The sequence below is a fragment of the Streptomyces griseus subsp. griseus genome (assembly GCF_000720255.1).
GTDB classification, from domain to species: Bacteria; Actinomycetota; Actinomycetes; order Streptomycetales; family Streptomycetaceae; genus Streptomyces; species Streptomyces griseus_I.
Map to the genome: position 1 here is coordinate 38,278 of NZ_JOJE01000056.1, position 22,128 is coordinate 60,405.

At 71.3% G+C, this 22,128-nt stretch carries 21 protein-coding genes and 1 pseudogene; 10 read left to right on the forward strand and 12 right to left on the reverse strand.

Annotated features, from left to right (window positions below):
• Positions 1-99: 99 nt before the first annotated feature.
• The 3 genes from IG99_RS39780 to IG99_RS39790 form a co-directional block, all read right to left on the reverse strand.
• Positions 100-324, reverse strand: coding sequence for a heavy-metal-associated domain-containing protein (locus IG99_RS39780; RefSeq protein ID WP_037683183.1), 225 nt, complete (start codon positions 322-324; stop codon positions 100-102).
• Positions 325-525: 201 nt separating this feature from the next.
• Positions 526-1,143, reverse strand: coding sequence for a sigma-70 family RNA polymerase sigma factor (locus tag IG99_RS39785; RefSeq protein ID WP_037683185.1), 618 nt, complete (start codon positions 1,141-1,143; stop codon positions 526-528).
• Positions 1,144-1,328: 185 nt separating this feature from the next.
• A complete protein-coding gene (locus IG99_RS39790; protein WP_078948200.1) occupies positions 1,329-2,063 on the reverse strand; it encodes a hypothetical protein in 735 nt (244 codons plus the stop codon).
• Between the two features lie 257 nt (positions 2,064-2,320).
• Here IG99_RS39790 and IG99_RS39795 point away from each other — a divergent pair, with 257 nt between their 5' ends.
• The 3 genes from IG99_RS39795 to IG99_RS39805 all read left to right on the forward strand — a co-directional run bounded on the left by IG99_RS39795 (position 2,321) and on the right by IG99_RS39805 (position 5,693).
• Complete coding sequence (locus tag IG99_RS39795) at positions 2,321-3,463, forward strand: MFS transporter (RefSeq protein WP_037683189.1); 1,143 nt, start codon at positions 2,321-2,323, stop codon at positions 3,461-3,463.
• The gene (locus IG99_RS39800; protein WP_234312116.1) at positions 3,460-4,488 is read left to right on the forward strand and encodes a sugar ABC transporter permease; all 1,029 of its coding nucleotides are present in this window, start codon (positions 3,460-3,462) and stop codon (positions 4,486-4,488) included. Before IG99_RS39795 ends, IG99_RS39800 begins: the two co-directional genes overlap by 4 nt.
• A 338-nt stretch (positions 4,489-4,826) precedes the next feature.
• Entirely contained in the window at positions 4,827-5,693 is an 867-nt protein-coding gene (locus IG99_RS39805) for a sulfite exporter TauE/SafE family protein (RefSeq protein ID WP_051866517.1), read from the forward strand.
• Between the two features lie 27 nt (positions 5,694-5,720).
• On the opposite strand, the gene IG99_RS39810 is transcribed toward IG99_RS39805, so the two are convergent.
• Positions 5,721-6,896 carry an acyl-CoA dehydrogenase family protein gene (locus IG99_RS39810; RefSeq protein WP_037683194.1) on the reverse strand — a complete coding sequence of 392 codons (1,176 nt, stop codon included), beginning with the start codon at positions 6,894-6,896 and terminating at the stop codon, positions 5,721-5,723.
• 125 nt (positions 6,897-7,021) lie between these two features.
• Between IG99_RS39810 and IG99_RS39815 the strand changes: the two genes are divergently transcribed.
• A complete protein-coding gene (locus tag IG99_RS39815) occupies positions 7,022-8,773 on the forward strand; it encodes a CoA transferase (RefSeq protein ID WP_037683196.1) in 1,752 nt (583 codons plus the stop codon).
• Positions 8,770-10,437, forward strand: coding sequence for a class I adenylate-forming enzyme family protein (locus IG99_RS39820; RefSeq protein WP_037683198.1), 1,668 nt, complete (start codon positions 8,770-8,772; stop codon positions 10,435-10,437). The genes IG99_RS39815 and IG99_RS39820 overlap by 4 nt, the downstream gene beginning before the upstream one ends.
• A 68-nt stretch (positions 10,438-10,505) precedes the next feature.
• On the opposite strand, the gene IG99_RS39825 is transcribed toward IG99_RS39820, so the two are convergent.
• From IG99_RS39825 to IG99_RS39840, 4 genes are all read right to left on the reverse strand, one after another.
• Complete coding sequence (locus IG99_RS39825) at positions 10,506-11,330, reverse strand: metal ABC transporter solute-binding protein, Zn/Mn family (RefSeq protein WP_037683200.1); 825 nt, start codon at positions 11,328-11,330, stop codon at positions 10,506-10,508.
• Positions 11,279-12,157, reverse strand: coding sequence for a metal ABC transporter permease (locus tag IG99_RS39830; RefSeq protein WP_037683201.1), 879 nt, complete (start codon positions 12,155-12,157; stop codon positions 11,279-11,281). The genes IG99_RS39825 and IG99_RS39830 overlap by 52 nt, the downstream gene beginning before the upstream one ends.
• Positions 12,154-12,789, reverse strand: coding sequence for an ATP-binding cassette domain-containing protein (locus IG99_RS39835; RefSeq protein ID WP_037683205.1), 636 nt, complete (start codon positions 12,787-12,789; stop codon positions 12,154-12,156). The genes IG99_RS39830 and IG99_RS39835 overlap by 4 nt, the downstream gene beginning before the upstream one ends.
• Positions 12,790-13,461: 672 nt before the next feature.
• Positions 13,462-13,677: a hypothetical protein gene (locus IG99_RS39840; RefSeq protein WP_037683207.1), complete on the reverse strand. Its 216-nt coding sequence runs from the start codon at positions 13,675-13,677 to the stop codon at positions 13,462-13,464.
• A gap of 369 nt (positions 13,678-14,046) precedes the next feature.
• On the opposite strand from IG99_RS39840, the gene IG99_RS39845 reads away from it, so the two are divergent.
• On the forward strand, positions 14,047-14,502 hold the full coding sequence (locus tag IG99_RS39845; RefSeq protein WP_051866518.1) for a copper chaperone PCu(A)C: 456 nt from the start codon (positions 14,047-14,049) through the stop codon (positions 14,500-14,502).
• A 191-nt stretch (positions 14,503-14,693) separates the two neighbouring features.
• Here IG99_RS39845 and IG99_RS39850 read toward each other — a convergent pair whose 3' ends face one another.
• The 4 genes from IG99_RS39850 to IG99_RS39865 form a co-directional block, all read right to left on the reverse strand.
• Positions 14,694-15,212, reverse strand: coding sequence for a copper chaperone PCu(A)C (locus IG99_RS39850; protein WP_037683209.1), 519 nt, complete (start codon positions 15,210-15,212; stop codon positions 14,694-14,696).
• Between the two features lie 76 nt (positions 15,213-15,288).
• The gene (locus IG99_RS39855; protein WP_037683211.1) at positions 15,289-17,568 is read right to left on the reverse strand and encodes a heavy metal translocating P-type ATPase; all 2,280 of its coding nucleotides are present in this window, start codon (positions 17,566-17,568) and stop codon (positions 15,289-15,291) included.
• Positions 17,568-17,822, reverse strand: a complete 255-nt coding sequence (locus IG99_RS39860; RefSeq protein ID WP_037683214.1) for a hypothetical protein — start codon at positions 17,820-17,822, stop codon at positions 17,568-17,570. Before IG99_RS39860 ends, IG99_RS39855 begins: the two co-directional genes overlap by 1 nt.
• A 170-nt stretch (positions 17,823-17,992) precedes the next feature.
• On the reverse strand, positions 17,993-18,751 hold the full coding sequence (locus IG99_RS39865) for a YcnI family protein (RefSeq protein WP_037683216.1): 759 nt from the start codon (positions 18,749-18,751) through the stop codon (positions 17,993-17,995).
• Between the two features lie 1,429 nt (positions 18,752-20,180).
• Here IG99_RS39865 and IG99_RS39870 point away from each other — a divergent pair.
• The 4 genes and pseudogenes from IG99_RS39870 (at position 20,181) to IG99_RS49270 (ending at position 21,841) form a co-directional block, all read left to right on the forward strand.
• Positions 20,181-20,909, forward strand: a complete 729-nt coding sequence (locus tag IG99_RS39870) for a hypothetical protein (RefSeq protein WP_158973337.1) — start codon at positions 20,181-20,183, stop codon at positions 20,907-20,909.
• Positions 20,906-21,091, forward strand: a complete 186-nt coding sequence (locus IG99_RS39875; RefSeq protein ID WP_037683218.1) for a hypothetical protein — start codon at positions 20,906-20,908, stop codon at positions 21,089-21,091. Before IG99_RS39870 ends, IG99_RS39875 begins: the two co-directional genes overlap by 4 nt.
• 57 nt (positions 21,092-21,148) lie before the next feature.
• Positions 21,149-21,374, forward strand: a pseudogene (locus IG99_RS50975) (DNA-binding protein); the annotation flags it as partial.
• A gap of 254 nt (positions 21,375-21,628) precedes the next feature.
• The gene (locus tag IG99_RS49270) at positions 21,629-21,841 is read left to right on the forward strand and encodes a hypothetical protein (RefSeq protein WP_158973338.1); all 213 of its coding nucleotides are present in this window, start codon (positions 21,629-21,631) and stop codon (positions 21,839-21,841) included.
• Positions 21,842-22,128: the final 287 nt, after the last annotated feature.

Genomic DNA, 22,128 nt, shown 5'->3' on the forward strand with positions numbered 1-22,128 from the left:
TCGGACGGGGGCGCGGCCATCGTGGGCCACCCGGACGGCGCTCCCTGGCCTGCGCCAGGATGTACGCGCCGGCCGAGGGCGATCGGCTGGGCGTGCGGCTCAGGCCGCGGCGCCCTGCGCGGCTGCGGTCACCTCGTAGCCCGCCTCGGTGATCGCTGCCCGTACGGCGTCGTCGTCGACCGCCTCTCCGTGTACCGTCACCCGCCCGGTCGGGACGTCGACATCGACCTCGGTGACGCCGGGTACTTCCACTACCTCTTCGGTGATGCTCGCGGCGCAGTGGCCGCAGCTCATGCCGGACACGGTGTAGGTCTTCCCGGCCATGGTGGGTGCTCCTGATTCTCTGTTTCCGGCGGTTGTGCCTTTGGGGTGTTTGGGGTTCCGGTGCCGCGTGGCACGGGGTACGGCGCGAAACCTCGCCGTGTTCAGAGACTGTGCTCGAGGCTGCCATCCGTGAGGGGAGGACCGGATCAGGTTGCTGCCGCCCGGAGGACGAACCGGGCGGCTGCATACGTACGCGGCCCGTCACGCCGCGGCGGCCACCGGCGTGCAGCGCTCGGCCTCGGTCAGCCACTCGATCAGCGAGGTGCGGGCGCGGGCGACCCGTGAGCGCACCGTGCCCACCGGGCAGTCGCTGACGTCGGCCGCCTCCGCGTACGGAAGCCCGACCAGCTGGGTGAGGACGAAAGCCTCGCGGCGGTCGTCCGGAAGCGCGTCCAGCAGCTCGGCGAGGGCGACGCCGTCATCGAAGCCAGGCAGATCGCGCGACTGGGTGTGTTCGACGGCCGACTGCCAGTCGTCCGTGTCCGACAGACGGGGGCGCGAGGAGTTGTAGCGGAAGCTGTCGATCACCGCGCGGCGGGCGATGGACAGCAACCAGGTACGGGCCGAGGAACGGCCTTCGAACCGGTGCAGACTGCCCAGGGCCCGCAGAAACGTGTCCTGGGTCAGGTCGTCGGCACTCTGGGGGTCGGCACCGAGAAACGTCACGTACCGGCGGACGTCTCGGTGCAGTGCGCGGACGAAGAGGTCGACGGCGTCGGGGTCGCCGCCGCGGGCGGCGAGGGCCCAGGCCGTGATCGACGCGTCTCTCGACTCTTCTTGCGAGTCTTCGCGCGTTGAAGACAGGACAGGAGTGAGCACCTGGTGTCTCTCCTTCTCGGGAATCCAGGGGAGCGGTGTCCGGGCCGGCGCGCGCAGAGAAGCGAGCGGGACGGCGGAACCGGTGAAGGGGTGAACGGCCGGGCGCGCGTGTGCGCGACCGATGCCCGAGGCGGGGAGCCGACGGCCCGTCGTCCCCATGTGCGGCCTCGGGAAACCAGCTGTCGTCAGGCGACAGCGATCCCCGTGGGTGGACCCCGAGAAGTGATCGCGTGGGCGAGGAGGAGTCGCCGCGGCATGCGATCCGAACGCCCCCTGAGGGCGCGGAAACGTGGCCGGTGCGGCGGCGTGGGCAGCCGGAGGATCAGGCGCAGCGGAACGACGAGCCATCCGGCGAAAGCCCGCAGGATGCGGAACGCGGCGCGCTCGCCGTGGGCGAGCCACAGGCCGCACAGCAGCGCGGCGAGAAGGTGGGCGGCGAGCATGCCGGTCGAGGACATGCCGCCCATGCCGTGGTCCAGGGAGTGCGCGGCCCCCATATGGCCCATCGGCCCCATGGAGGGCATGGCGCCCATCCCGTGGTCCATGGAGGCCATCGACGTCGACATGGCGCCGTGCTCAGCGCCCGGACCCGACGGCGAACCGCACAGCAGGTAGCCCAGCCACTGGTGGAAGAGCGACCTGCCACCGGATGTCTGCGGGTGTACGACTGCCTGGGCGAGCGAGAACGACGCGTGGAGTGCGGCTTGGGCGGCGACCACGACGGAGCTGACCAGGACGGGCCCGCGCTCCCGGCCGGCCAGCCACCAGGCCGTGCCGCCGGTCAACGCCGCGCCCGTGACCATGGCCCACCAGGGCACCGCACTCCCCGACATCATGACGTGGCCCAGGGAGGCGAGCAGCACACAGACGGCCGCGAACACAGCGGCCCGAAGCGTGCGAGAACACCACCCAGCAGTCATGGCGCCTCATCCTCGCAGTCCGGGTCTCACGCGTCACGGGGAGGTACGGATACGCCCCTGGCGTCCGACTCAATCCAGTCATTGTGATCCACACCACAGCAACGGCGGGGAACTCGAGGGCCGTTCGTGCCGACTCCTGCAGAGGACCCGGGAAGTGCCGCCGGGTGGAACGGGGTTGAGGAGGGGCGCCGGTGGCGGCGGAGCAGAGTGAGATCCGGACCGCGGCCGAAAGTAGCCCGGCGCCGGCGACAAGGGGCATGACCGCGCTGCTGACGTGCGCCATGGCCTTCTCGATGATGCAGCTGTTCCTGCTCGGCGCCCTCGGACCGCGGCTCGTGGACGACCTGGATGTGACACCGACCTTACTGGGCCTGACCACGACCGTCGGCTTCGGGACGGCCGCCGCGCTCTCACCGGCCGGCGGACGTGTGGTGGATCGCCTCGGGCCGCGCCGCTGCCTCGTCGCGCTGCTGCTGGTGGCGGCACTGGCCCTGGCACTGATCGGATCGGCGCCGGGGGCGGGGTCCCTGTTGGCGGCGGTCGCACTGGGCGGACTCCCGCAGGCGCTGGCAAACCCCGCCACGAACAAGACGATTTTGGCGGCGGTTCCCGCCGAGCGCCGTGGTTCAGTGACCGGGATGAAGCAGTCGGGCGTTCAGCTGGGCGCGTTCGCCGCCGGGCTGCCGCTGGCCGCGCTGGCCGGGATCGTCGGCTGGCGGGGCGCGGTGTGGGCGGCTGCCGGGACGGCCGTGGTGGCCGCGGTCTGGGCGGCGCGTACGCTGCCCGCCGATCCACCCCCGAAGTACGCGCCCACCTCATGGATCCCACGCGGCACCATCGCCTGGCTGGCCGCTTTCTCGCTGCTGCTGGGCTGCGGCATCGCCTCCGTGAACACCTACCTCGCCCTGTACGGCGTGCGGCGGCTCGACCTCGGCCCGACGGCGGCCGCCGCGCTGGTGGCGATCCTGGGCGTCGCGGGGATCGCCGGGCGGGTGGGCTGGTCCAAGGTCGCCGGGCAGCCGGGGCGCGCGCTGTGGCTGCCGGGTGGGCTGGCGGCCGGAGCCGTGGGGGCGGTGCTGCTGCTCGCGGCCTCTGCGTACGCACGGCCACTGGCCTGGGTCGCAGCTGTCGCCGTGGGCATCTTCGCGGTCTCCGCGAACGCGGTCTCCATGGTGCTGGTGATGCAGCGTGCGGCGCCCGGCCGGGCAGGCCAGGACTCGGCCCTGGTGTCGGCCGGCTTCTTCGCCGGGTTCGCGATCGGTCCGCCCCTGTTCGGTCTGCTGGCCGCCGCCGACCGCTACGGGGCGGGGTGGCTGCTGGTTGCGGGTGAGTTCGTGGGCGCGGGTGCGGTGGCGCTGGTCTGGGCGGTGCGAGAGCCGCGATCGGTCGTACGGCGATGAGTACGGCGCGTACGGCCAAGGGCCCGGTCCACTCGTCCCCTGGCGTCCCTGAATGGGTGGGCCCCGCGCTGGAGTCCGTCCTCGGCCGGGTGGCTGTCACCCTGACCGAAGTGGGCGACCGCTTTCCCCTGTTCGCGGACCCCGACAACGGCCGGTGGACGACGACCGGGCGGGGCTCGTGGCCGGGCGGCTTCTGGGCAGGACTGTTGTGGCTGCGCGCCCGGCACACGGGGCAGCGGACCGACCGCGAGGCCGCTATCCGGTTCACGGGGCGGCTCGCGGGCTGGGTGGACACTGACACTGCCACGCGCGGACTGATTTTCTGGTACGGCACGGCGCTCGCCGACTCGCCTGAGGCTGCTGCTCTGCGCGTGCGGGCGGCCCAAGCCTGCCAGGACGCGTACGACTCCGAACTTGGCCTGGTTCCTTGGGGCTCGGCGTTCGGCGGGCCCCGTCTTCTGGCCCGTGTGGACGGCGTGCCTGGCATGGTTCCACTGCTGGCCTCGGTGGACCCCCAAGCGGCAAGGTCTCATTTCCACCGCCACCTTGAACTCTGCCTGAGCGAGGGCCCCTCGTGCTGGTCCTGGCGGTACGAGCGGCCTGTCGGCTGGGCTCCCTGCGACGATCCACCACCCGGCTGGAGCCGAGGCCGCGCCTGGCTGCTGCTGGCTGTCGCCGACGCCGCACACCGTCTCGATACCGACTACCTCGCGGAAGCCACAAGCCGCTTGCTCCAGGAGCCGGCTGTGCAGCCGGCCGACGAGGCACACCCCGACGGCCCTCTCGACACCTCCGCCGCCGCCATCACCGCCCTGGCCCTGCTCAAACTCGGCCACCGCGACCAAGCCGTCGCACTGCTCGACGAACTCGTCAGCACCCACGTCACAGCGGACGGCCGCCTCCTGAACGGCTGCTACGACCTCGCCACCGGGACGGCGACGCGACACGAGCTGATATGGGGCGACTTCTTCCTCGCATACGCGCTCGCCGCACTCGCGGGCCTCGCCGACCCTCACGACGCCTAGCACCGCATCAGGCACCGTTTGCCCTGTCGGCCACGGCACACAGTCGCTGGACGTCGGCGTGCTCCACCAAGAACTGCCCGTCCCGCCAAACCACGTGTGCCTTTGTCCACGAGAATGGGCAGCACTGTTGCAGCGGTTCGGGGGCGTTCTGCGGCCAGGCCCGCGCGAGATGTTCACGAGTTTCGACAGCGCCGGCCACTCCTGGGCCGAGGCTCAGAGGGCCGTCGATGCCGGTGATCGGAGGTCCGGACAAATCGTGGGCGGGCACCCGGTGCCTTTCCCCGAAGCTGAGGTCGTGCCGTAGCGGGCAGGCGCGGCCACCAGCCAGGATGCTCCTCATGACCACCGACCAGGACCTCGTCCCCCTCCGCTCGATGCGCTCAGCACCCGTGATGCTCGGTGTGGGAGCAGCCATCGGCGTTCTGGGCGGGATGATTGGTCTGGGTGGCGCCGAGTTCCGCCTGCCGCTGCTGATCAGCCTCTTCGGGTTCGCCGCGCTCTCAGCCGTCATCTTGAACAAGGCGATGAGCCTGGTCGTAGTCCTGGTCGCGCTACCTGCCCGGCTGGCAGCGGTCCCGGCCGCCGATGTGGCCGCACGCTGGCCGGTAGCCGTCAACCTGCTGGCCGGCAGCCTGCTGGGCGCCTGGGCCGGAGCGACCTGGGCGGTACGTATGCGTAGCGCCACCCTCTACAAAGTGCTGGCCGCCCTGATGGTGCTCATGGCCGCTGCCCTGGTGGTTACACACACCATCGCCCTGGACGCGCTCGCGCTGCCGCTGTGGGCGCAGGTGCCCTGTGGCGTCGTGGCAGGCTTCGGCATCGGAGTGGTCGCGGCAATCATGGGCGTGGCCGGAGGCGAGCTGCTGATCCCGACGATCGTGCTGCTGTTCGGGGAGGACGTCAAGACCGCGGGAAGCCTCTCCCTGCTGGTCTCACTGCCGACAATGCTCGTGGCCTTCGCCCGTTACAGCCGCGACGGCAGCTTCGCCGTTCTCGGCGCCAACCTCCGCTTCACCACGATCATGGCCGCAGGCTCGATCGCCGGCGCCGTTTTGGGCGGGCTACTCCTCGGCGTCTTCCCGGACCTGGTGCTCATCCCCGTGCTGGCCGTAATCCTGCTCGTTTCCGCGGTCAGGCTGGCCCGTCACGACTACTTGATCCGCACACGGTCATCACATCCGATGACTTGCGACTGCGTTCCGTGATCGACAGGGCAAACGCTGCCTGATCGGTCATTCGGCGGTGCGCAGGGCCCTGCGTGCGACCGACGTGATGTGCAGCTCGTCCGGGCCGTCGAGGATCCGGGCCGCTCTGCCCGTCCGGAACAGGGCGGGCAGAGCGGTGTCCGGGCCGAGACCAGCGGCTCCGTACACCTGGATCGCCGCGTCGGCCACCTGCTGCAAGGCGCGCGCGGCGGCCACCTTGGCCAGGCCCACTTCCACGTGCGCATCGAGCCCCGCGTCGAGGCGGGCCACCGCTTCGTACACCAGCGGACGGGTCGTCCGCAGGGCGAGCAGGGACTCGAAGACGTGGCGCTGGACGAGCTGGAGGTCACCGAGGGGGCCTCGGGAGCGGGTACGGGTCACCGCGCGCTCTCGCATGATGTCGAAGGCCCGCGCCGCCTGGCCCAGCCAGCGCAGGCAGCGAAGGGTGCGGCCCAGTTGGAGCCGTTCGCCCGCTATGGCCAGGGCCTTGCCGCGCGCGCCGATCAGGTGGTCGCTGTCGACCACGACCTCGTCCAGAGCGATCTCCCACTGCCCGCTCGCCCCGAACACCGGCAGTTCCCGCACCACGGTGAAGCCGGGTGAGCCAGTGGGCACGAGGAGCAACGACAGGCCCTCTCGATCGGCCGGTTCCCCATCGGTGCGGGCGAGCACCGTGACCAGGTCGGCGTCGGCTGCCCCGCTGGTGAACCATTTCCGTCCGCTCACCCGCCAGGTGCCGTGCTCCCCCGGGAGGGCGCGGGTGGCGGTGAGGAAGGGGTCCGTACCCGGTGTTTCCGGCTCGGTCATCGCGTAGCAGGCCCGTATCTCCCCGGCGACCAGCCGCTCGGCGTACCGGTCACGGGCGCCGGGGCTTCCGTGCCGCCAGAGCATCAGCGTGTCGAGCAGAGGTGCCGAACCGAGGGCGGCAGGCCCGTGGTCGCTGGCTCCCTCGGCTTCGGCGACATGGGCATACGAGCGCAGTGGCAGCCCCTGGCCGCCAAGTTCAGAGGGAAGAGGCAGCGCCCACAGCCCTTCGGCCTTGGCCTCCGTCTGCAGTCCGCGAAGGATGGTGGCTGCCTCTGGTCCGCCGGCGTCCAGCGCCGCCTCGTGGGGCATCACCCGGTCGCGTACGAACGCCGCGACGTGGTCTCTCAACTCTGCTGTGTCCGCCGGGCATTGGGGCGCACCGGTGATGTCCTCCATGCGGATTTTCCTCACTTTTCTCTGGAGTCGCGGGAACCCCGGCCCCCGGCCGTCCGACTGCCTCTTTCGTGGAACTGGTCGGGGGCGATCGCCTCCGGGTTCCCGCGCGTCAGGAAAGGGGAGGCATGGCTACTCCAGCCACATCGGCGATCGCACGGACGGCCGGACCGCTCGACGGGCTCCGCTTCGAGGGTTCAGGTCCACCGGGCGCGGCGGACGCGCTGGTCGCGGAGCATCTGAGGCTGCTGGGGGCCCAGCCTGACGGCAGCTCTGACGGCAGCGGTGGAGGCCGGTTCACCGTCTCCGGTCGCGAGGTCGGCGAAGTCTCCGCCGGCACCGTCTGGGGCGAGACCGCGACCGATGAGGCCACCGTGCAGGCGGCCACCGGCATCATGGCGGTCCACGGCCGACGCGACGGCACCCCCCGCGGCCTCGCCGTCGACTACGCCGCCACCGCCGCCGGCGTGCTCGCCGTGCAGGGCCTGCTGGCCGGGCTCCTGGCACGGGCGCGCGGGGCCGGGCACATCACCCAGGTCGAGGTGAGCGCCGAGCGGGCCGGTCTGCTCACGGTCTCCCAGTACCTGGCCGCCGCCGGCGCCGAGGAGGGCGAGGCTGCCGAACTCGCTCCGGGCGGGCCTCCGTTCACGTCCACCGACGGAACTGCCTTCGAGTTGGAGACGCTCGACCCGGGCGTGTGGGCGGCGTTCTGGCGCGCCCTCGACGCTCCCGAAGAGGCGATACGCAGAGGGTGGCGGCCCTTCCAGTTCCGGTACGCCACGGCCTGTGCGCCCTTCCCCCACGTGTTGCACGAGGCGGTGCGGGCGAGCACCTGGGAGCGGATCCGGCACGCGGCCGACGCATCGGGCGCCGATGTGTGCCCGCTGGGGTCGCTGGCCGACCGGGCGGCCGAGTACGACGGGGCGGCGCCCTGGGAGTTGACCCCGCACGACGCCACGTACGTCCCGCGCGGAGCCTCCGACGGCGGGCCGCTGGCCGGGTTCACCGTCCTGGAGGCCGGTCGCCGTATTCAGGCTCCTCTCGCCGCCCATGTCCTTGGTCTGCTGGGGGCGGAGGTGATCCGGATCGAGCCGCCGGGCGGCGACCCGTTGCGCGGTATGCCGCCCGCCTGTTCGGGCATCTCGGCGCGGTGGCTCGCGTTGAACCGGGGCAAGAAGGCCGTCGAGGTGGACATCAAGTCCCCGTCCGACCGGGAGCGGCTGCGTGAGATGGCCGCCGACGCCGATGTGTTCCTGCACAACTGGGCGCCGGGAAAGGCCGCCCAGCTCGGCCTCGACCACGAGCACCTCGCCGTCGCCAACCCCGCGCTCGTCTACGCGTACACCAGCGGCTGGGCCGACCGGCTGCCCGACGCCCCCATGGGCACCGACTTCATGGTCCAGGCCCGCACCGGCGTGGGCGAGGCGGTACGGCCGGCCGGTGAGGCGCCCGCGCCGTCCCTGATGACCCTGCTCGACGTGCTGGGCGGACTGCTCGGCGCCGAGGCCGTCCTGGCGGGCCTGCTGCAGCGCGAACGCACCGGCCGCGGAGTGCGCGTGCACTCGTCCCTGCTCGGTGCCGCGGACGTACTGACCGCGCCCGCCAGGGCCCGGGCCGCGCAGGGACTCGACCCGCGCCGGCCGGCCGGGTTCCGCCGCCCCCTACGCACCGCCGACGGCTGGATCGCCCTGCCGGACCACGCCGCCAACCCGTACGACGTGAGCGCACTGTCCACCGAGCAGGCACTGAAGCGTCTGCGCGACGGCGGCCTGTCCGCCGTCCCGGTCGTCACCGACCTCGCCGATCTGCTCTCCTCCGGCCCGATCAGCCGCGACGCACACGGCGCCCCCGCCGTCCCGACCCCCTGGAGCTTCGCATGACCGTGGACCTGCACGACCTGCTGCCCTCCGAGCTGCGTCGCGGCTGGGCGGTCGACGGCACCTGTCCCGACCTCGACCTGTACAGCCTCTTCCGCGCCCGCCAGATCGCCGACCTGCACCGCACCGCGGTCCTCGACGCCAAGGGGAAACTCTGTTACACCGCCCTCGACCGCAAGGTGCGATGTCTGGCCGCCGGGCTGTCCGGACTCGGCATACACGCCGGTGACGTGGTCGGCATACAACTGCCCAACGGGCGGAACGCCGTCATCGCCGACCTCGCCCTGGCCGCCCTCGGCGCCGTCGCCCTGCCCTTCCCGGTCGGCCGGGGCGGGCGGGAGGCGGCCTCGCTGCTGTGCAGAGCGGAGGCGGTCGCCGTCATCGCCGCTACCGAGCACCGAGGCAACCACCACGCCGCCGACCTGCTCGCGCTGACCGGTGAGCTGCCCGCGCTGCGCACCGTGATCGCCGCCGGGCCCGGTACGGCCCCGGACGGAGCCGTCGCCTTCTCCGCGCTGCTGCGCACCGACCCGAAGTCCTTCACCGCGGTCCGCCCCGACCCCGACTCCGCCGCCCGCATCCTCGTCTCCTCCGGATCCGAGGCCGAGCCGAAGATGGTGGCGTACTCGCACAACGCCCTGGCCGGCGGCCGCGGCAACTTCCTCGCCTCCCTCATCCCCGACGACCAGCCGCCACGCTGCCTCTTCCTCGTACCGCTGGCCTCCGCCTTCGGCAGCAACGGCACCGCCGTCACCCTCGCCCGGCACGGCGGAACGCTCGTCCTGCTCGACCACTTCACCCCCGAGGCGGCCCTGGACGCGCTCTCCGAACACGAGCCCACCCACGTCCTGGGCGTGCCGACCATGATCCGGATGATGCTCGACCGGATCGCGGAGGGACACCACCCGGCGTTCACTCCCCCGACGGCCGTCATCGTCGGCGGCTCACCACTCGACGAGGCCACCGCCGAGGAAGCCCGCCGGGTCTTCGGCTGCCCCGTCGTGAACCTCTACGGCTCGGCCGACGGCGTCAACTGCCACACCGGACTGGGCGACGAACCCCTGCGCGGAGAAGGGCCCGGCATCCTCGCCGGACACCCCGACCCACGCGTCGCCGACATACGCATCGCCGTCCCCGACGCACCCGAGTTCACGGAGGCGCCGAAAGGTTCCGTCGGCGAGATCGTCGCCCGCGGCCCCATGACTCCACTGTGCTACGTCGCCGCCCCCGACCTCGACGCCCGCTACCGCACCGCCGACGGCTGGGTGCGCACCGGCGACCTCGGCCTCATCGAGGAGGACGGCAACCTGCGGATCGTCGGCCGCCTGAAGGACGTCGTCATCCGGGGCGGGGCCAACATCAGCCCGGCCGAGGTGGAGATCGAGCTCGCCACCCACCCGCTGGTACGCGACGTGGTGTGCGTCGGGGTGCCGGATCCGCTGATGGGCGAGCGGCTCGCGGCCTGCGTCGTCCCACGGGGCGAGGCACCCATGCTGGAAGACCTGTCCGCACATCTGGACGCGCGTGGCCTGGAGCGCCGCAAGCATCCCGAACACCTGCTGATCGTCACGGAGTTGCCGCTGACTCCGGCAGGCAAGCCGGATCGGGCGCTGATACGTGAGCGGTGCTCCGAGCAGGCGCCGGAGTCCCTCACGCAGGCCGTCTGACCCATACACCTGACAGGGGCCGCCGGAAATCTCCGGCGGCCCCGCACTCACGTCAGGAAGACCCCTCGCTACGAGGCCATCGACTTCCTGATCGTGTCCGCGGCGTTCTTGTAGACGGTCAGCAGGTCCAGGTCCTTGCCCGGGTAGTTGACGATCTCCACCTGCTTCGCCCCCGAGTCCGGCAGCACCTTGCCCGTCGTCATGTGCACGTTGTCGAAGACATACGCGGGCTTCTTCTTCACCAGGTCGGACAGCTGCTTGGCGGTCACGGCCTCAGGACCGTACGTGCCGCTGACCTCCGCGCCCGCCATCTTCGCCGACCAGACGGAGAAGACCTGGGCGACGACGGCCGGGGCCTTGCCGTCCGGCCACGCCCCCTTCAACTCCTTCCGCAGCGTGCCGTACTCGCTCTTGAAGGACGTGTCCCACTTCGCGGCGGCGTCCTCGGTGCCGAACAGCTTGCCCAGGCGGGTGACTTCGGCGCTCGCCTTGTCGGCGTCGTTGTCGAGGTTGACCTCGACCAGCTTCGCGTCCGACCCGGCGGCCTCCTTGATCTTCTCCGCGTACGGCTCGAAGGGGGCGTAGAGCACGAAGTCGGCGCCCGCGATGGCCGTGAGGTCGGACGGCTTGGGGTCGTAGTCCGGGGCGTGCTGTGCGGACGACGGCACGATGACCTTCACGTCCTCGGCGCCGGCGGCCTTGGCGAAGGCACCCTCCCAGGTGGTGGTGGCCACGACGACGGGCGCGTCGCCGCTCTTCTTCCCACTCGTGCTCGTGTCCGCGCTGTCGGCCTTGTCGGAACCGCATGCGGTGACGGTCAGGACGAGCGCCGTGCTCAGGCTCAGTGCGAGGACGGAAGGGACACGGGCGATGCGGACGCGGATGCGCGCCATGAGCTGATTCTCCGTTCGGGGATGAGATGGACGGCCAGGACGACGATCCCGGCGGTCAGGACGAGCACGGGCCCGGGCGGCCAGTCGAGCTTCAGCGCGACGAGGAACCCGGTGAGGTTCACGACGACGCCGATGCCGACCGCCCAGGCGGTGATGGACTTCAGGGAGGTGCCCAGCCGCCGCGCGGCCAACGCGGGCAGCAGGGTCAGCGCGTCGACGAGCAGCGCACCGGTCAGTTTGATGGCCCCGGCCACGGAGACCGCGACCAGGACGAGGAGAAGGAGCGTGAGCAGGTCGACGCGCACCCCGGAGGAGAGCGCGAGTTCGCGGTCGTAGAGCAGGAGGGCGAGGTCGCGGCGGCGCCACCAGAACAGTGCCGGTACGACGACGGCCAGCACGCCCAGCAGCCACAGGTCGGCCGTGCCCACGGACAGGATCGAGCCCCACAGCAGTGCGAAGGCGCCCTGCGCGTTGACTCCGGAGACGGCCAGGACCAGCAGCGCGGCGGCGATCGCCAGGCTCATCAGCAGGCCCATCGCGCCCGACAGCCCGTCCGGTGTGCGGGCGAGCGGCGCGACCCCGGCTCCCGCCAGCGCGCAGGCGACGAGCGCGCACAGCATGGGGTCGAGCCCGGTCAGCAGCCCGATCGCGATGCCCAGCAGGGCGACGTGCATCATCGCGAACCGCACCGGCATGATGTCGAGCCCGACGATGACGACGCCGATCACGGGCAGGCCGATCGCGGCCAGCAGCAGGGCGGCACCGGCCCGTTGGACGGGTATGAGCTGAAGGAGCGGTCCGAGGTCGGCGGCGGCGAGGATGTTCACCGGACCTCCCTCAGGCTGCCGGCGGCCATCTCCAGGACCCGGTCGCAGCGGTCGGCCAGCGCCCGGTCGTGCGTGACCACCACGACGGTCACCGGCAGGGACAGCAGGACATCGGCGGCCTCCTCCTGCCCGGCGAAGTCGAGTGCGGCGGTGGGTTCGTCGGCCAGCAGCACCCCCGCCCCGGCGGCGACGCAGCCGACCGCACGGGCGAGATACATGCGCTGCAACTGCCCGCCGGACAGCGTGTGGAGCGGCCGTCCGGTCAGCGTTCCGACGCCCAGCTTCTCGGCCGCCTCGACGGCTTCGGCTCGTGCCCCGCTGCTGGCCAGCAACTCGTGTGCCAGCATCGGGAAACGGCCGACCGCGGGCTTCTGCGGAATCCAGGCACACGCCCGGCGCCGCCACGTCCACTCGGCCGCCGTACCGGTGCCCCGGCCGCCGACCGTGATCTGCCCGCCGGTTTGGCGGTGCAGGCCCAGCACCGCGCGGATCAGCGTGGTCTTGCCCGACCCGTTGGTGCCGGTCAGCGCGACCCGCTCGCCCGCCCCGATGTCGAGATCCACACCGCTCACGGCCTCGACGCGGCCATGTCGGCAGGCGACTTCACGCATCCGCACATCCAGACCGTCCATCCCACCTCCTGCTCGTTCCCCGAAAGGAGTCGGAGAGGGAGGGTGATAAGTTCCCGCCGAACCAGACGACTTCACGAAGCCTTGCGGCAACGTCTCCACCCGTCTGCCGCCGGGCACTAGTCGAGCCGTTCAGCGATGCTCGGCTGGTCCCTACGAGGACGGGCGGCCAGCGGAAGGAGAACAGTCGGAGAAAGGGCGAGTCACCGAGCAGTAAGCCTCGCGCGCCTCGAGAGTGGCAGGCCGGGACCTCGGTGGCGCACCCGTGGTGGGCCCGACGTCGCCGTCTCCACGAGCAGACGTAATAGCGCGCTCAGCGCGAGTCCGGCGGCGCAGCCGATCAGGGCGCCTGAGGGGCCGCCGAAGGCAGAGCCCAGCCAGGCGTAGCCGCCGGCCAGCACGGCCAGGGTGGCCGCGGTCAGGGGCCAGGAACCGCGGGGCCGCGCCCGTGTCCAGACGCGTGCGGCTTTCTCGGGCTCCGATTCCCAGGGCCACACCATCTGCGTCCCGCTGCCCCGGTCATGTCCGCGCCCCCTCATATGACCGCCTTCCCTCTTCAGGCCCGCGCTGAGCCTCGCCGGTGCCGACGCGGACTTCAGCGAAAGATTTCCCCAACGCCGCACGGCGGAACCGGCGCGGACCGTAACGAGGTGTCGGTCGCAGCCAGGGCGGGGATCAGGCCGTGGTGATGGCGTCCAGCTTCCCGGCCTTGGCATCCGCGACGATGGACGAGAACTGGTCGGCGCTCATCTGTATGCGCTGCCCGAAGTCATCCGTGAGGATCACACGGCGGTCGTTCGGGGCGGCGGGGTCGACGAACAACTGCGGACATCCGCAGTTGCAGTTGCCGCAGAACGTCGCCACTGGTTCCAGGCCGTCAACATTGCTCATGGTGCAGAACCTTTCGCGCTTCGGGGCGCTCACCGGGGTGACCGCCCGGGACTGCTCGAGAGATACCCCCGCCCGCATGTCGCCAGTCGCACAAAGCGGATGCTGCATCTCACTTCGATTGCCCGGAACTCAGCGGCCTTCCGAACCGACTCCCGGAGAGGCTTGGGCCACCACCGTCACACCCTCGAACCCTCGATGCTCCGGCCCCCGGCTCGATCGCCAGGGCCCGATAGCCGAAGACGCCCCCGTCGTGCAGCGCAGTTGGTCGCAGACCGAAGCGACGGCGTAGGTGGTCGGTCGGCTCCGTCCAGGGCAAGGACGTCCAGGTGCGGCGGGAACCACGCCAGGGTGCGCCCCGACCTCTGAGGTATGGAGTGGGGAAGCCTGATGCGCCTGGTGATGCGGAACAGCCCGGTCAGGGGCGCCTTACGGGCCGCCGCGGTACCCCTCGGCGCGAGCTGCGCGGCGCTTGCCCTGTCGACCGGCTGCACCGCGACCGGCGCGGCCGGCGACCCGCCACCCGGGATCGAGGTCGTCGACGCCCGGATCATCGCGCCCATGGGCACGCGCTCGACCGCCGCGCACTTCGAGATCCGCAACACCGGCTCGTCCCCGGACACGCTGCGGTACGCGGACTCCCCGGACCTGGGCATCAGCATCGTCCGCCGCACCGTGCGCCGGACCGGGACGGGGCGCACGGAGCCGGCCTGGGCCGTCGACGTTCCCGCCGGCGGCACGGTACGCATGGCACCCGGCGGACTCGGAGTCGTCATCCTGGACCCACCCGCGCTGAAGCCCGGCCAGACCGTGCGCTACAACCTGTGATCCCAGTACAGCGGGAAGGTCGGCGTCCGAGTGCCCGTGACCGCGAGTCCGAGTTGAGGGGGCATGGTCGGCATGCTCGCCAAGCCGACAGGCTGGGAGCCGCGATCAGCCTGTGCCGGGACCGCGCTGATGCCCCGGCCACGACCCGCCGTTTCCGCCGCGGCAAGGTGACGGCCGTAGCGCCAGCACGGTCACGCCCCGAACCTGCCGGGGCGGACCACGATCGCCAGCGCTTTGACCGGCCCGCTGTGCTGGAAGTGCAGGGTGAACGGCACGAAGTCGAACTCGCGCCACCCCGCCTTCGCCCGCAGCGTCACGTCCAGACCGGACGGGGACATGGCAAGGCTGCCGCCGGCGGGGACCTCGGCCGAGCCCACCGTCTCCGCGTACGCCGCCCGGCCGTTGGTCATGCGGTGTCGGCTGAGCGAGGTGTCGCCGTCCGCGCCGGACATCGTCACCTTCAGCAACCGGTCGTCGGCGCCTCCGGAGTTGGTGATCCGGAAGAACGCGGCGGTATCCCGGGTGTTCCCGTACGGCAGGAAGACATGTGCGTCCGTGACCGCGATCCGCGCAGGTGTGCCTGCGTTGCCGGAGGAGGTCCAAGCGGTCAGACCGGCGAGGGCGACACCGCACGCAGCGACGGGCGCGAGCGCGGCCAGCAGGGTGTCGGCGAGCCGACGGCGGGTCGGGCGCCAGGGCTGCGCGGTCATCGGCCGCCTCGAATCGTCGTCGCCACGGCATGGCGAGGTGGCAGGACACGCCTCCGAGCAACCGAGAGGAAAGAGATCATCGTTCACCGCTCCGGGCAGGCGAGGTCCGCCGCTTCCGCGCGGTGGAGGGCTGCCAGGCCCGCAATCGCAGGCTGTTGCCCACCACCAGCAGCGAGCTCACCGACATCGCCGCCGCGGCCACCATCGGGTTGAGCAAGCCCACCATGGCGAGCGGCACCGTCACGACGTTGTAGCCGAAGGCCCACACGAGGTTGACGCGGATCGTGGCCAGAGTGCGCCTGGCCAGCAGGACCGCATCCCCGAGGGCCTCGATGTCGCCGCGCACGAGGGTCACGTCGGCGGCACCGATCGCCGCGTCCGTGCCCGTACCCATGGCGATACCCAGGTCGGCGCCGGCCAGCGCGGCGGCGTCGTTCACCCCGTCGCCGACGACCGCTACCCGGTAGCCCTGCTCCTCCCGCAGCTCGCGTACGAGTTCGGCCTTGCCCTCGGGCGTGCAGCGGGCGTGCACGTCCTCGATGCCGAGAGCATCGGCGACGGCCCGGGCGGGCGCCTCCCGGTCTCCAGTGGCGAGCACCGGCCGTACGCCGAGACGCCGCAGCCGCTCCACCGCCCGGTAGCTTCCCGGTCGTACGACGTCACCGACCTCGATCAGCGCCTCGGCCACCCCATCGACCTTCACCAGGACGGGCGTACGCGCTGCGGCCTCCGCCGCCGGCAGTGCTTCCGCCAGCGCCGGCGGCAACGCGTCGTCCACACCGACGACTTCGACCAGACGTCCCTCGACACGCCCCTGGACTCCGCGGCCTGCTGCGGCGCTGAAGCCACTCACGTCCGGCAACGGCCGCTCGGGCAGGGTCCGGCGGGCGTACGAGACGATCGCCCGGCCCAGCGGATGTTCCGAGCCCTGCTCGACCGCCCCGGCCAGCCGCACCACCGTCTCCTTCCCCAGGCCGTCCGGCACCGCGGTGACCCGGGCGACGCTCATGTGGCCGGAGGTGAGGGTGCCGGTCTTGTCCAGGACCACGGCGTCGAGGTGCTGGAGACCCTCCAGGGCCTGCGGCCCGGTGACCAGGACGCCCAGTTGAGCACCCCGGCCGGTGGCGGCCATCAGCGCGGTCGGGGTCGCCAGGCCCAGCGCGCACGGGCAAGCCACGACCAGGACGGCTACGCACGCGGTGACCGCCGCCTGCGGATCGGCCCCCGCCCCCAGCCAGAACCCGAGCGCTGTGACCGCCAGCGCCAGCACGACGGGTACGAAGACACCGGCCACCGAGTCGGCCAGCCGCTGCGCCCGCGCCTTGCCGGCCTGCGCCTCGGTCACCAGCCGGGCGATACGTGCGAGCTGGGTGTCGGCGCCGACCGCGGTGGCCCGCACCAGCAGCATTCCGCCGGCGTTGACGGCCCCGCCGACCACCGCCGAGCCCGGCCCGACCTCGACCGGCTCGCTCTCCCCGGTGACCAGCGACAGGTCCACGGCCGAACTGCCCTCCACCACCTGCCCGTCGGTGGCGACCCGCTCGCCCGGCCGCACCACGAAGACCTGATCGACGCCCAACTCCTCGATATCAATGAGTCGTTCGCCATCGCCGTCTCGTACGGAGACCTCCTTGGTGGCCAGGGTGGCCAGCGAGCGGAGCGCCGCCCCCGTCCCGCGACGGGCGCGCGCCTCCAGAAAACGCCCCGCCAGCACGAACAGCGGTACGCCGACGGCCGCTTCGAGATAGATGTGGGCGACGCCGTCCGGTGCGGAGGGTATGAGGCTGAACGGCATCCGCATGCCGGGATCTCCGGCGCCGCCGAGGAACAACGCGTAGGCCGACCAGGAGAAGGAAGCCGCCACGCCGAGCGACACGAGCGTGTCCATGGTGGCCGCCGAGTGCCGCAGCCCGCGTACCGCCCGCTCGTGGAAGGGCCAGGCACCCCACACGGCCACCGGCGCGGTCAGCACGAAACACAGCCACTGCCAGTTGCGGAACTGCAGGGCCGGCGCCATCGACAGCACCAGAACGGGAAGCGCGAGCAACGCGGTGACCAGCAGCCGTTCCCGCTCCTGCGTCGCCGCCGCGGACTCCGCGTCCTCGGGCTGCCGTTTCCTGGGCGGTTCGGGCAGGGCCGCCGTGTAACCGGCTTTCTCCACGGTCGCGACGAGTTCCTCGGAGCTGATCCCCGCCGGATGGCTCACCCTGGCCCGGCCGGTAGCCAGATTGACGCTCGCCGTGACCCCCTCCAGCTTGCCGAGCTTCTTCTCGACACGGGTCACACAGGCAGCACAAGTCATGCCGCCGACGGTCAGGTCGGTGGTGACCGAGGCGGTCGCCGGGTCCGCGGCCATCAGCGTCCTCCCCCGTGCATCCCGTCCATGTCACCCATGTCCGTCCCGGCGCCCCCGCCGTCCTCGTTACCGCCCCCACTCGTCGCGGTTCCGTGCATGCCCGGTGCGACGGGTCCCGCTGAGGCACCGACGGCGTACGACACCGTGAAGATCAGGGCCAGCAGCAGGAGGAACCCGCACAGGGCAGGCGGAAGCGCCGCTCCACGCAGCACCGCGCCCGCGCCGGAGAGGGAGGATTGCCGGGACTCGTCCATCAACCGTGTCTCCAGATCACGTCGTACGGCGCCGGTCGGATCGAGCCGTACCCGTCCCAGGAGTCGGACCGGGCCGGGTCCGAGTTCCGAACCTGCGCTGTGGCTCGCCTCACATTTCCCCGGGGCCCGTCCTACCGACGCTCCCGTCGGCAAGACGGGCAGGGCGTGTGCTATTCCGGCCGCGGTCCCGAGGAACGGCCGCGGACAACGGCGAACCCCGCCGCCGCCAGCCCCAGCACCCCCACGATCAGACCGGCGATGCCGAGTCCGCGGGCCGTCGAATCGCTGCTGGACGCGGTGGCCGTGGCCGCCTTGCCGTCGTCGGAACCCGCCGTGCTGTTGCTGCTGGTCGGTGCGGCGCTGCCGGCGCCCTCCTCTGCGGCCTTGGCGGTGAGCTTCAGGACCGGCGCCGGGTTCTCCGGCTCCTCCCCGCCCTGCTCGGCCTCCTCGATCCAGCGGACGGTCTTGCCGTCGGAGTACGTCTGCAGTGCCTTGAAGGTCAACTGGTCGGTGTCCTCGGGCAGCTGTCCGAAGGCGACGTTGAAGTCCTCGTAGTGACCGGCTTCGATCTTCCCGCCGGTCCAGGTGATCTCGGAGACGGCGTCGGTGATGGTGCCGTCGTCCGTCTTGACTGGCGTCTTGAGCTTGGTGTTGGTGACCTTGGCGGTCCAGCCGTCCTGCGGGGAGACGAGGACGCCGAGAACGGGGTGGTCGGTGGGCAGGAAGACCTGCACCTTCGTGGTACTGGCGGTGTTCTCCTCGTTGGGGACGCGGAAGGTCAGGACGCCGTCCGTGGCGCCCTTGGCGTAGCTGTCGGGGTGGACGGTGACGTGCGCGGAGGCGACGCCGGCTGCGGCAAGGAGCCCTGCGGCGGTCAGAGCGGTGACGGTGCCGGCGCGACGCAGGGTGGTGGTGCGTGTCGTGGACATGGGTGACTCGATCTCCGTACAGGAAGGGTTTTCAGGGGGTCGGACTGCGTACGGGATCGATGGGGGTGGTCCGCGGCGGCTGACCGCGTGGCGCAGCAGAAGCCTTCGCAAAGGGACAGTGTGGGCCGACGTGCGGCAGCTGGCGGGCACGGGCAACGGTGCAGGACCGCCCTGCCACCAGGCTGCCAGTCCCGGCACGAAGGCGACCGCCTGTCGCAGCAGCGACCACACGGCGGCCTCACCACGCCGCAGCCACCAGGTCAGCAAAACGGCCGCGCCGAGGTGGGCGGCGGTGGCATGTGGTGTCAGCGCGTGCGTGTGGGTCATCCGCATGCCGTGCATGGCCATCACGGCATGCGGCGGCCAGACGGCGTGGAAAAGCAGGTGAAGCCCGCCCTGGGATGCCAGCGTCCCAGCGCCGATACCGACCAGCGACCGCTCCCGGCCGCCCAGAAGGCAACCCGCCACGAAGATCGGAACGGCCCCGGCGGCCTGTGCCCACAGCGGCGGCGCCGTGCCCGTGGCCAGGGCATGTCCTCCTGCGGCGAGCAGCACACACAGCACGGCGAACACCGCCGCGCGCAGGCTCCGCAGCGCCAGGGACCCAGTCATGGCACCGGATACTGCCACGCGGCACGAGGCCGTCGGCCTCTGCCCCTGCATGCGCACCACCGTCCCGCGAACCCTGGCCGTACCCGGCCCTTCCATACGAGTCGGACACAGACGCTGTTCAGTTCCACCCGATCCGCGTTCAGCCCGGCTCAGGAGAAATCTGTCGAACAACCTCTACAGGACGAGGATCATGGCGGAATGGCTGCGTCCCTGTACGACCGGCTGGTGACGGAGGACGAATACCGCCAGCGCATCCGGCGGCACCGTCCCAGCTCACTGCTGCCCCTGATCGCCGCGGCGGCGCGCTACAGCACACCCGAGCGGCCACAGCCCTGGCTGGAAAGTCCCTCTCTGAAGTACACGCCCTGGGCGCTGGCTGACGCGGCCCGCGTCAGCCTGGCCTACGGCACCGAGCACCTGCGCTCCGAAGCAACCGAGCACGATCTGCTGGAGATCCTGGCCGCGTACTCCAGCCTGAAGGAACCGACCCTGCACGGCACCGACGCGGACCCCGTCCGCCTGAGGGACTTCATGATGCGCCTGGGCGGCGAGCAGATGGCCTTCCAGGCGCCGGAGTTCCCCACTCTCGCCCGTACCGCGGCGCTGTACCTGCACACACCGTTCCCCGCACGCCGACAACCCCGCTGCATGGTCCCCGGCTGGGACACCGAGGTCTTCGGCTGCCCGCTGCCCGACTACGTCGGCACCGCTCAGCTGCTGTGGGGAATGTGCGCTGTTCGACGCCGGGCGTTTCGATCCCGGGATCTTCGACAGCCCGGACGGGGAGAAGTTCAGCCGCATGGTCAGCCGGGACACGATGCTGCGGGTCGTCGAACGGCACTTCGCCACCGACGTGGCCGCCGTCAAAGCGATCGAGAAGCGGACCACGCAGAACCTGGCGAGTGTGGCCGGCGGCAAAGCGGCCCAGTTGCGGCGCTTCACCTACAACCCGCTGCTGGGCCGGCCCGCGGTCACCGGCTTCGGGCCCGGCCTGCTGTGCCCCTCCCCCCAGCTGGTCTGGCGCAAAGCGACCCCGGCAGGCATGTACCACACAGGACGTGAACACTTCGGACCCGACTTCCTGCAGGAGACCGGCTACCTCTTCGAGGAGTACATCGGCCGCCAGCTCCGTCTGATACCGGACGCCGATGTCGTCTCGGAGATCACATACCGGGTCAAGCGGAACGAACTGCAGAGCGTCGACTGGATCGTCGTCTTCGACGACCTGGTGCTCCTCGTGGAGGTCAAGTCCATGATGCCGACCGAGAATGCTCGGCTCGGCCTGCAACTCGAGTCCGCTGAGACCGACAGCAAACTCGCCCGCGCTTACCGCCAGGTCAACTCCACCTCGGCTCAGATCGACCAGCGCCATCCGGCGTTCGCCGGCATTCCGACCGACCGTCCACGCCAGGCACTGATCGTCACCCTTGAACCGTCACCCTTGAACCGTTCCCCGCCGCCAACGCCAACCTGCCCCATCTCGACCTGCCCAACGCCGACATTCCGACCACGGTCGTCGCAGCCCACGAAGTCGAACGTCTGGTGACCCTGACCGACACCACACCCAGCGCTCTGCTCCTGGAACGGGCGGCCGACCCTCAACTCTCCACCTGGGCTCTCAACGAATGCCTCAATGGACACGAGGGTGACCGCAATCCGCTCCTCGATCAGGGATGGGCGTCCTACCCCTGGGCAACCGGCAGGCTGCCGACCTCGGACACGGCGTAGTCCATGTGCCGCGGACCCGCATGCCCTGGCAGCTGCTACACGCGCGGCCGACGGTGACTGCCGGTGATCACCTCCGCGGCCACCCAGGTGGAAGCCGGCCACCCGCGGATCAACCGCCCCGCCCTGAAGTGGACCCTCTCGCGCCTCGTCGTCGAACCGGTCCCCGAACCTCTCGCCCGCCACGCCGCCGCCCCTGCTCACCGACACGGGCCTGCACGGCCACAAGTACGCCATCGACGCCATGCTCAGCGCCACCGCCCTCGCCGCCCCCGGACCCGACACAAACGCCCAACTGAGATCGATGAAGAAGGCCCACACTGATAGCGCCCCGACGACGTGGAACAAAGCCTTGGGACGCGGACGCTCCGCCAGCCGTCTTCGAAAAACTTTCTGCTCCGAGGTCATCCGCTGGCCAAGCGTCAGCCCTGGCACGGCCATGGAGAAGACAGGCTGGCACCGCTGGCCGAGCAGGACCGTTCGCTGTGGAACGCCGGGCGCATCCACAGCGCCGTCACTCTGATCGAACGGGCCGCCGCGATGCGCCGCCCGGGTCCGTACCGGATTGAGGCCGCCATCGCCGCCGTCCACTGCGAAGCCCCCAGCGCAGGTCACCGACTGGCATCAGCTACTGAAGCTGTACGAAACCTGCTGCTCGCCGTCGATCCCTCCCCGGTCGTCCGCCTGAGCCGGGCCGTCGTCGTCAGTCACACCGACGGGCCGGCCGCCGCCCTGGCCCAGGTCGAGGCCTGACCGACCGGCTCGGTCGCACCACCTCTTCCACGCCGGGCGTCGCTTCTGCGCGACCTCGGCCGCACCGACGATGCCCGGCAGGCCGACGAGCAGGCACTGCAGCTCACCGCCAACCCCGCCGAACGCACTCTGCTCACCGCCCGACTCAGTGGTGGCTACGACACCGCACGGCCTCCCGCAGTGAGGGCTGCCTCGTCGCCGCGCCCTTGTCACCCCCGCCTGCATTGCAGGGCCTCACGAGTAAGGGATGACCACTCCAGCGCGGACTCGGGGCACGCGTGACCACT

What these genes read in the sequence shown, in the direction of transcription:
- IG99_RS39790 (WP_078948200.1), bottom strand. Translation starts at nt 2,063, where the DNA reads ATGACTGCTGGGTGGTGTTCTCGCACGCTTCGGGCCGCTGTGTTCGCG.
- IG99_RS39800 (WP_234312116.1), top strand. Translation starts at nt 3,460, where the DNA reads ATGAGTACGGCGCGTACGGCCAAGGGCCCGGTCCACTCGTCCCCTGGC.
- IG99_RS39825 (WP_037683200.1), bottom strand. Translation starts at nt 11,330, where the DNA reads ATGGCGCGCATCCGCGTCCGCATCGCCCGTGTCCCTTCCGTCCTCGCA.
- IG99_RS39840 (WP_037683207.1), bottom strand. Translation starts at nt 13,677, where the DNA reads ATGAGCAATGTTGACGGCCTGGAACCAGTGGCGACGTTCTGCGGCAAC.
- IG99_RS39865 (WP_037683216.1), bottom strand. Translation starts at nt 18,751, where the DNA reads ATGTCCACGACACGCACCACCACCCTGCGTCGCGCCGGCACCGTCACC.
- IG99_RS39870 (WP_158973337.1), top strand. Translation starts at nt 20,181, where the DNA reads ATGCTGCGGGTCGTCGAACGGCACTTCGCCACCGACGTGGCCGCCGTC.
- IG99_RS39805 (WP_051866517.1), top strand. Translation starts at nt 4,827, where the DNA reads ATGACCACCGACCAGGACCTCGTCCCCCTCCGCTCGATGCGCTCAGCA.
- IG99_RS39810 (WP_037683194.1), bottom strand. Translation starts at nt 6,896, where the DNA reads ATGGAGGACATCACCGGTGCGCCCCAATGCCCGGCGGACACAGCAGAG.
- IG99_RS39780 (WP_037683183.1), bottom strand. Translation starts at nt 324, where the DNA reads ATGGCCGGGAAGACCTACACCGTGTCCGGCATGAGCTGCGGCCACTGC.
- IG99_RS39795 (WP_037683189.1), top strand. Translation starts at nt 2,321, where the DNA reads ATGACCGCGCTGCTGACGTGCGCCATGGCCTTCTCGATGATGCAGCTG.
- IG99_RS39860 (WP_037683214.1), bottom strand. Translation starts at nt 17,822, where the DNA reads ATGGACGAGTCCCGGCAATCCTCCCTCTCCGGCGCGGGCGCGGTGCTG.
- IG99_RS39855 (WP_037683211.1), bottom strand. Translation starts at nt 17,568, where the DNA reads ATGGCCGCGGACCCGGCGACCGCCTCGGTCACCACCGACCTGACCGTC.
- IG99_RS49270 (WP_158973338.1), top strand. Translation starts at nt 21,629, where the DNA reads ATGCGCCGCCCGGGTCCGTACCGGATTGAGGCCGCCATCGCCGCCGTC.
- IG99_RS39815 (WP_037683196.1), top strand. Translation starts at nt 7,022, where the DNA reads ATGGCTACTCCAGCCACATCGGCGATCGCACGGACGGCCGGACCGCTC.
- IG99_RS39820 (WP_037683198.1), top strand. Translation starts at nt 8,770, where the DNA reads ATGACCGTGGACCTGCACGACCTGCTGCCCTCCGAGCTGCGTCGCGGC.
- IG99_RS39835 (WP_037683205.1), bottom strand. Translation starts at nt 12,789, where the DNA reads ATGGACGGTCTGGATGTGCGGATGCGTGAAGTCGCCTGCCGACATGGC.
- IG99_RS39845 (WP_051866518.1), top strand. Translation starts at nt 14,047, where the DNA reads ATGGAGTGGGGAAGCCTGATGCGCCTGGTGATGCGGAACAGCCCGGTC.
- IG99_RS39850 (WP_037683209.1), bottom strand. Translation starts at nt 15,212, where the DNA reads ATGACCGCGCAGCCCTGGCGCCCGACCCGCCGTCGGCTCGCCGACACC.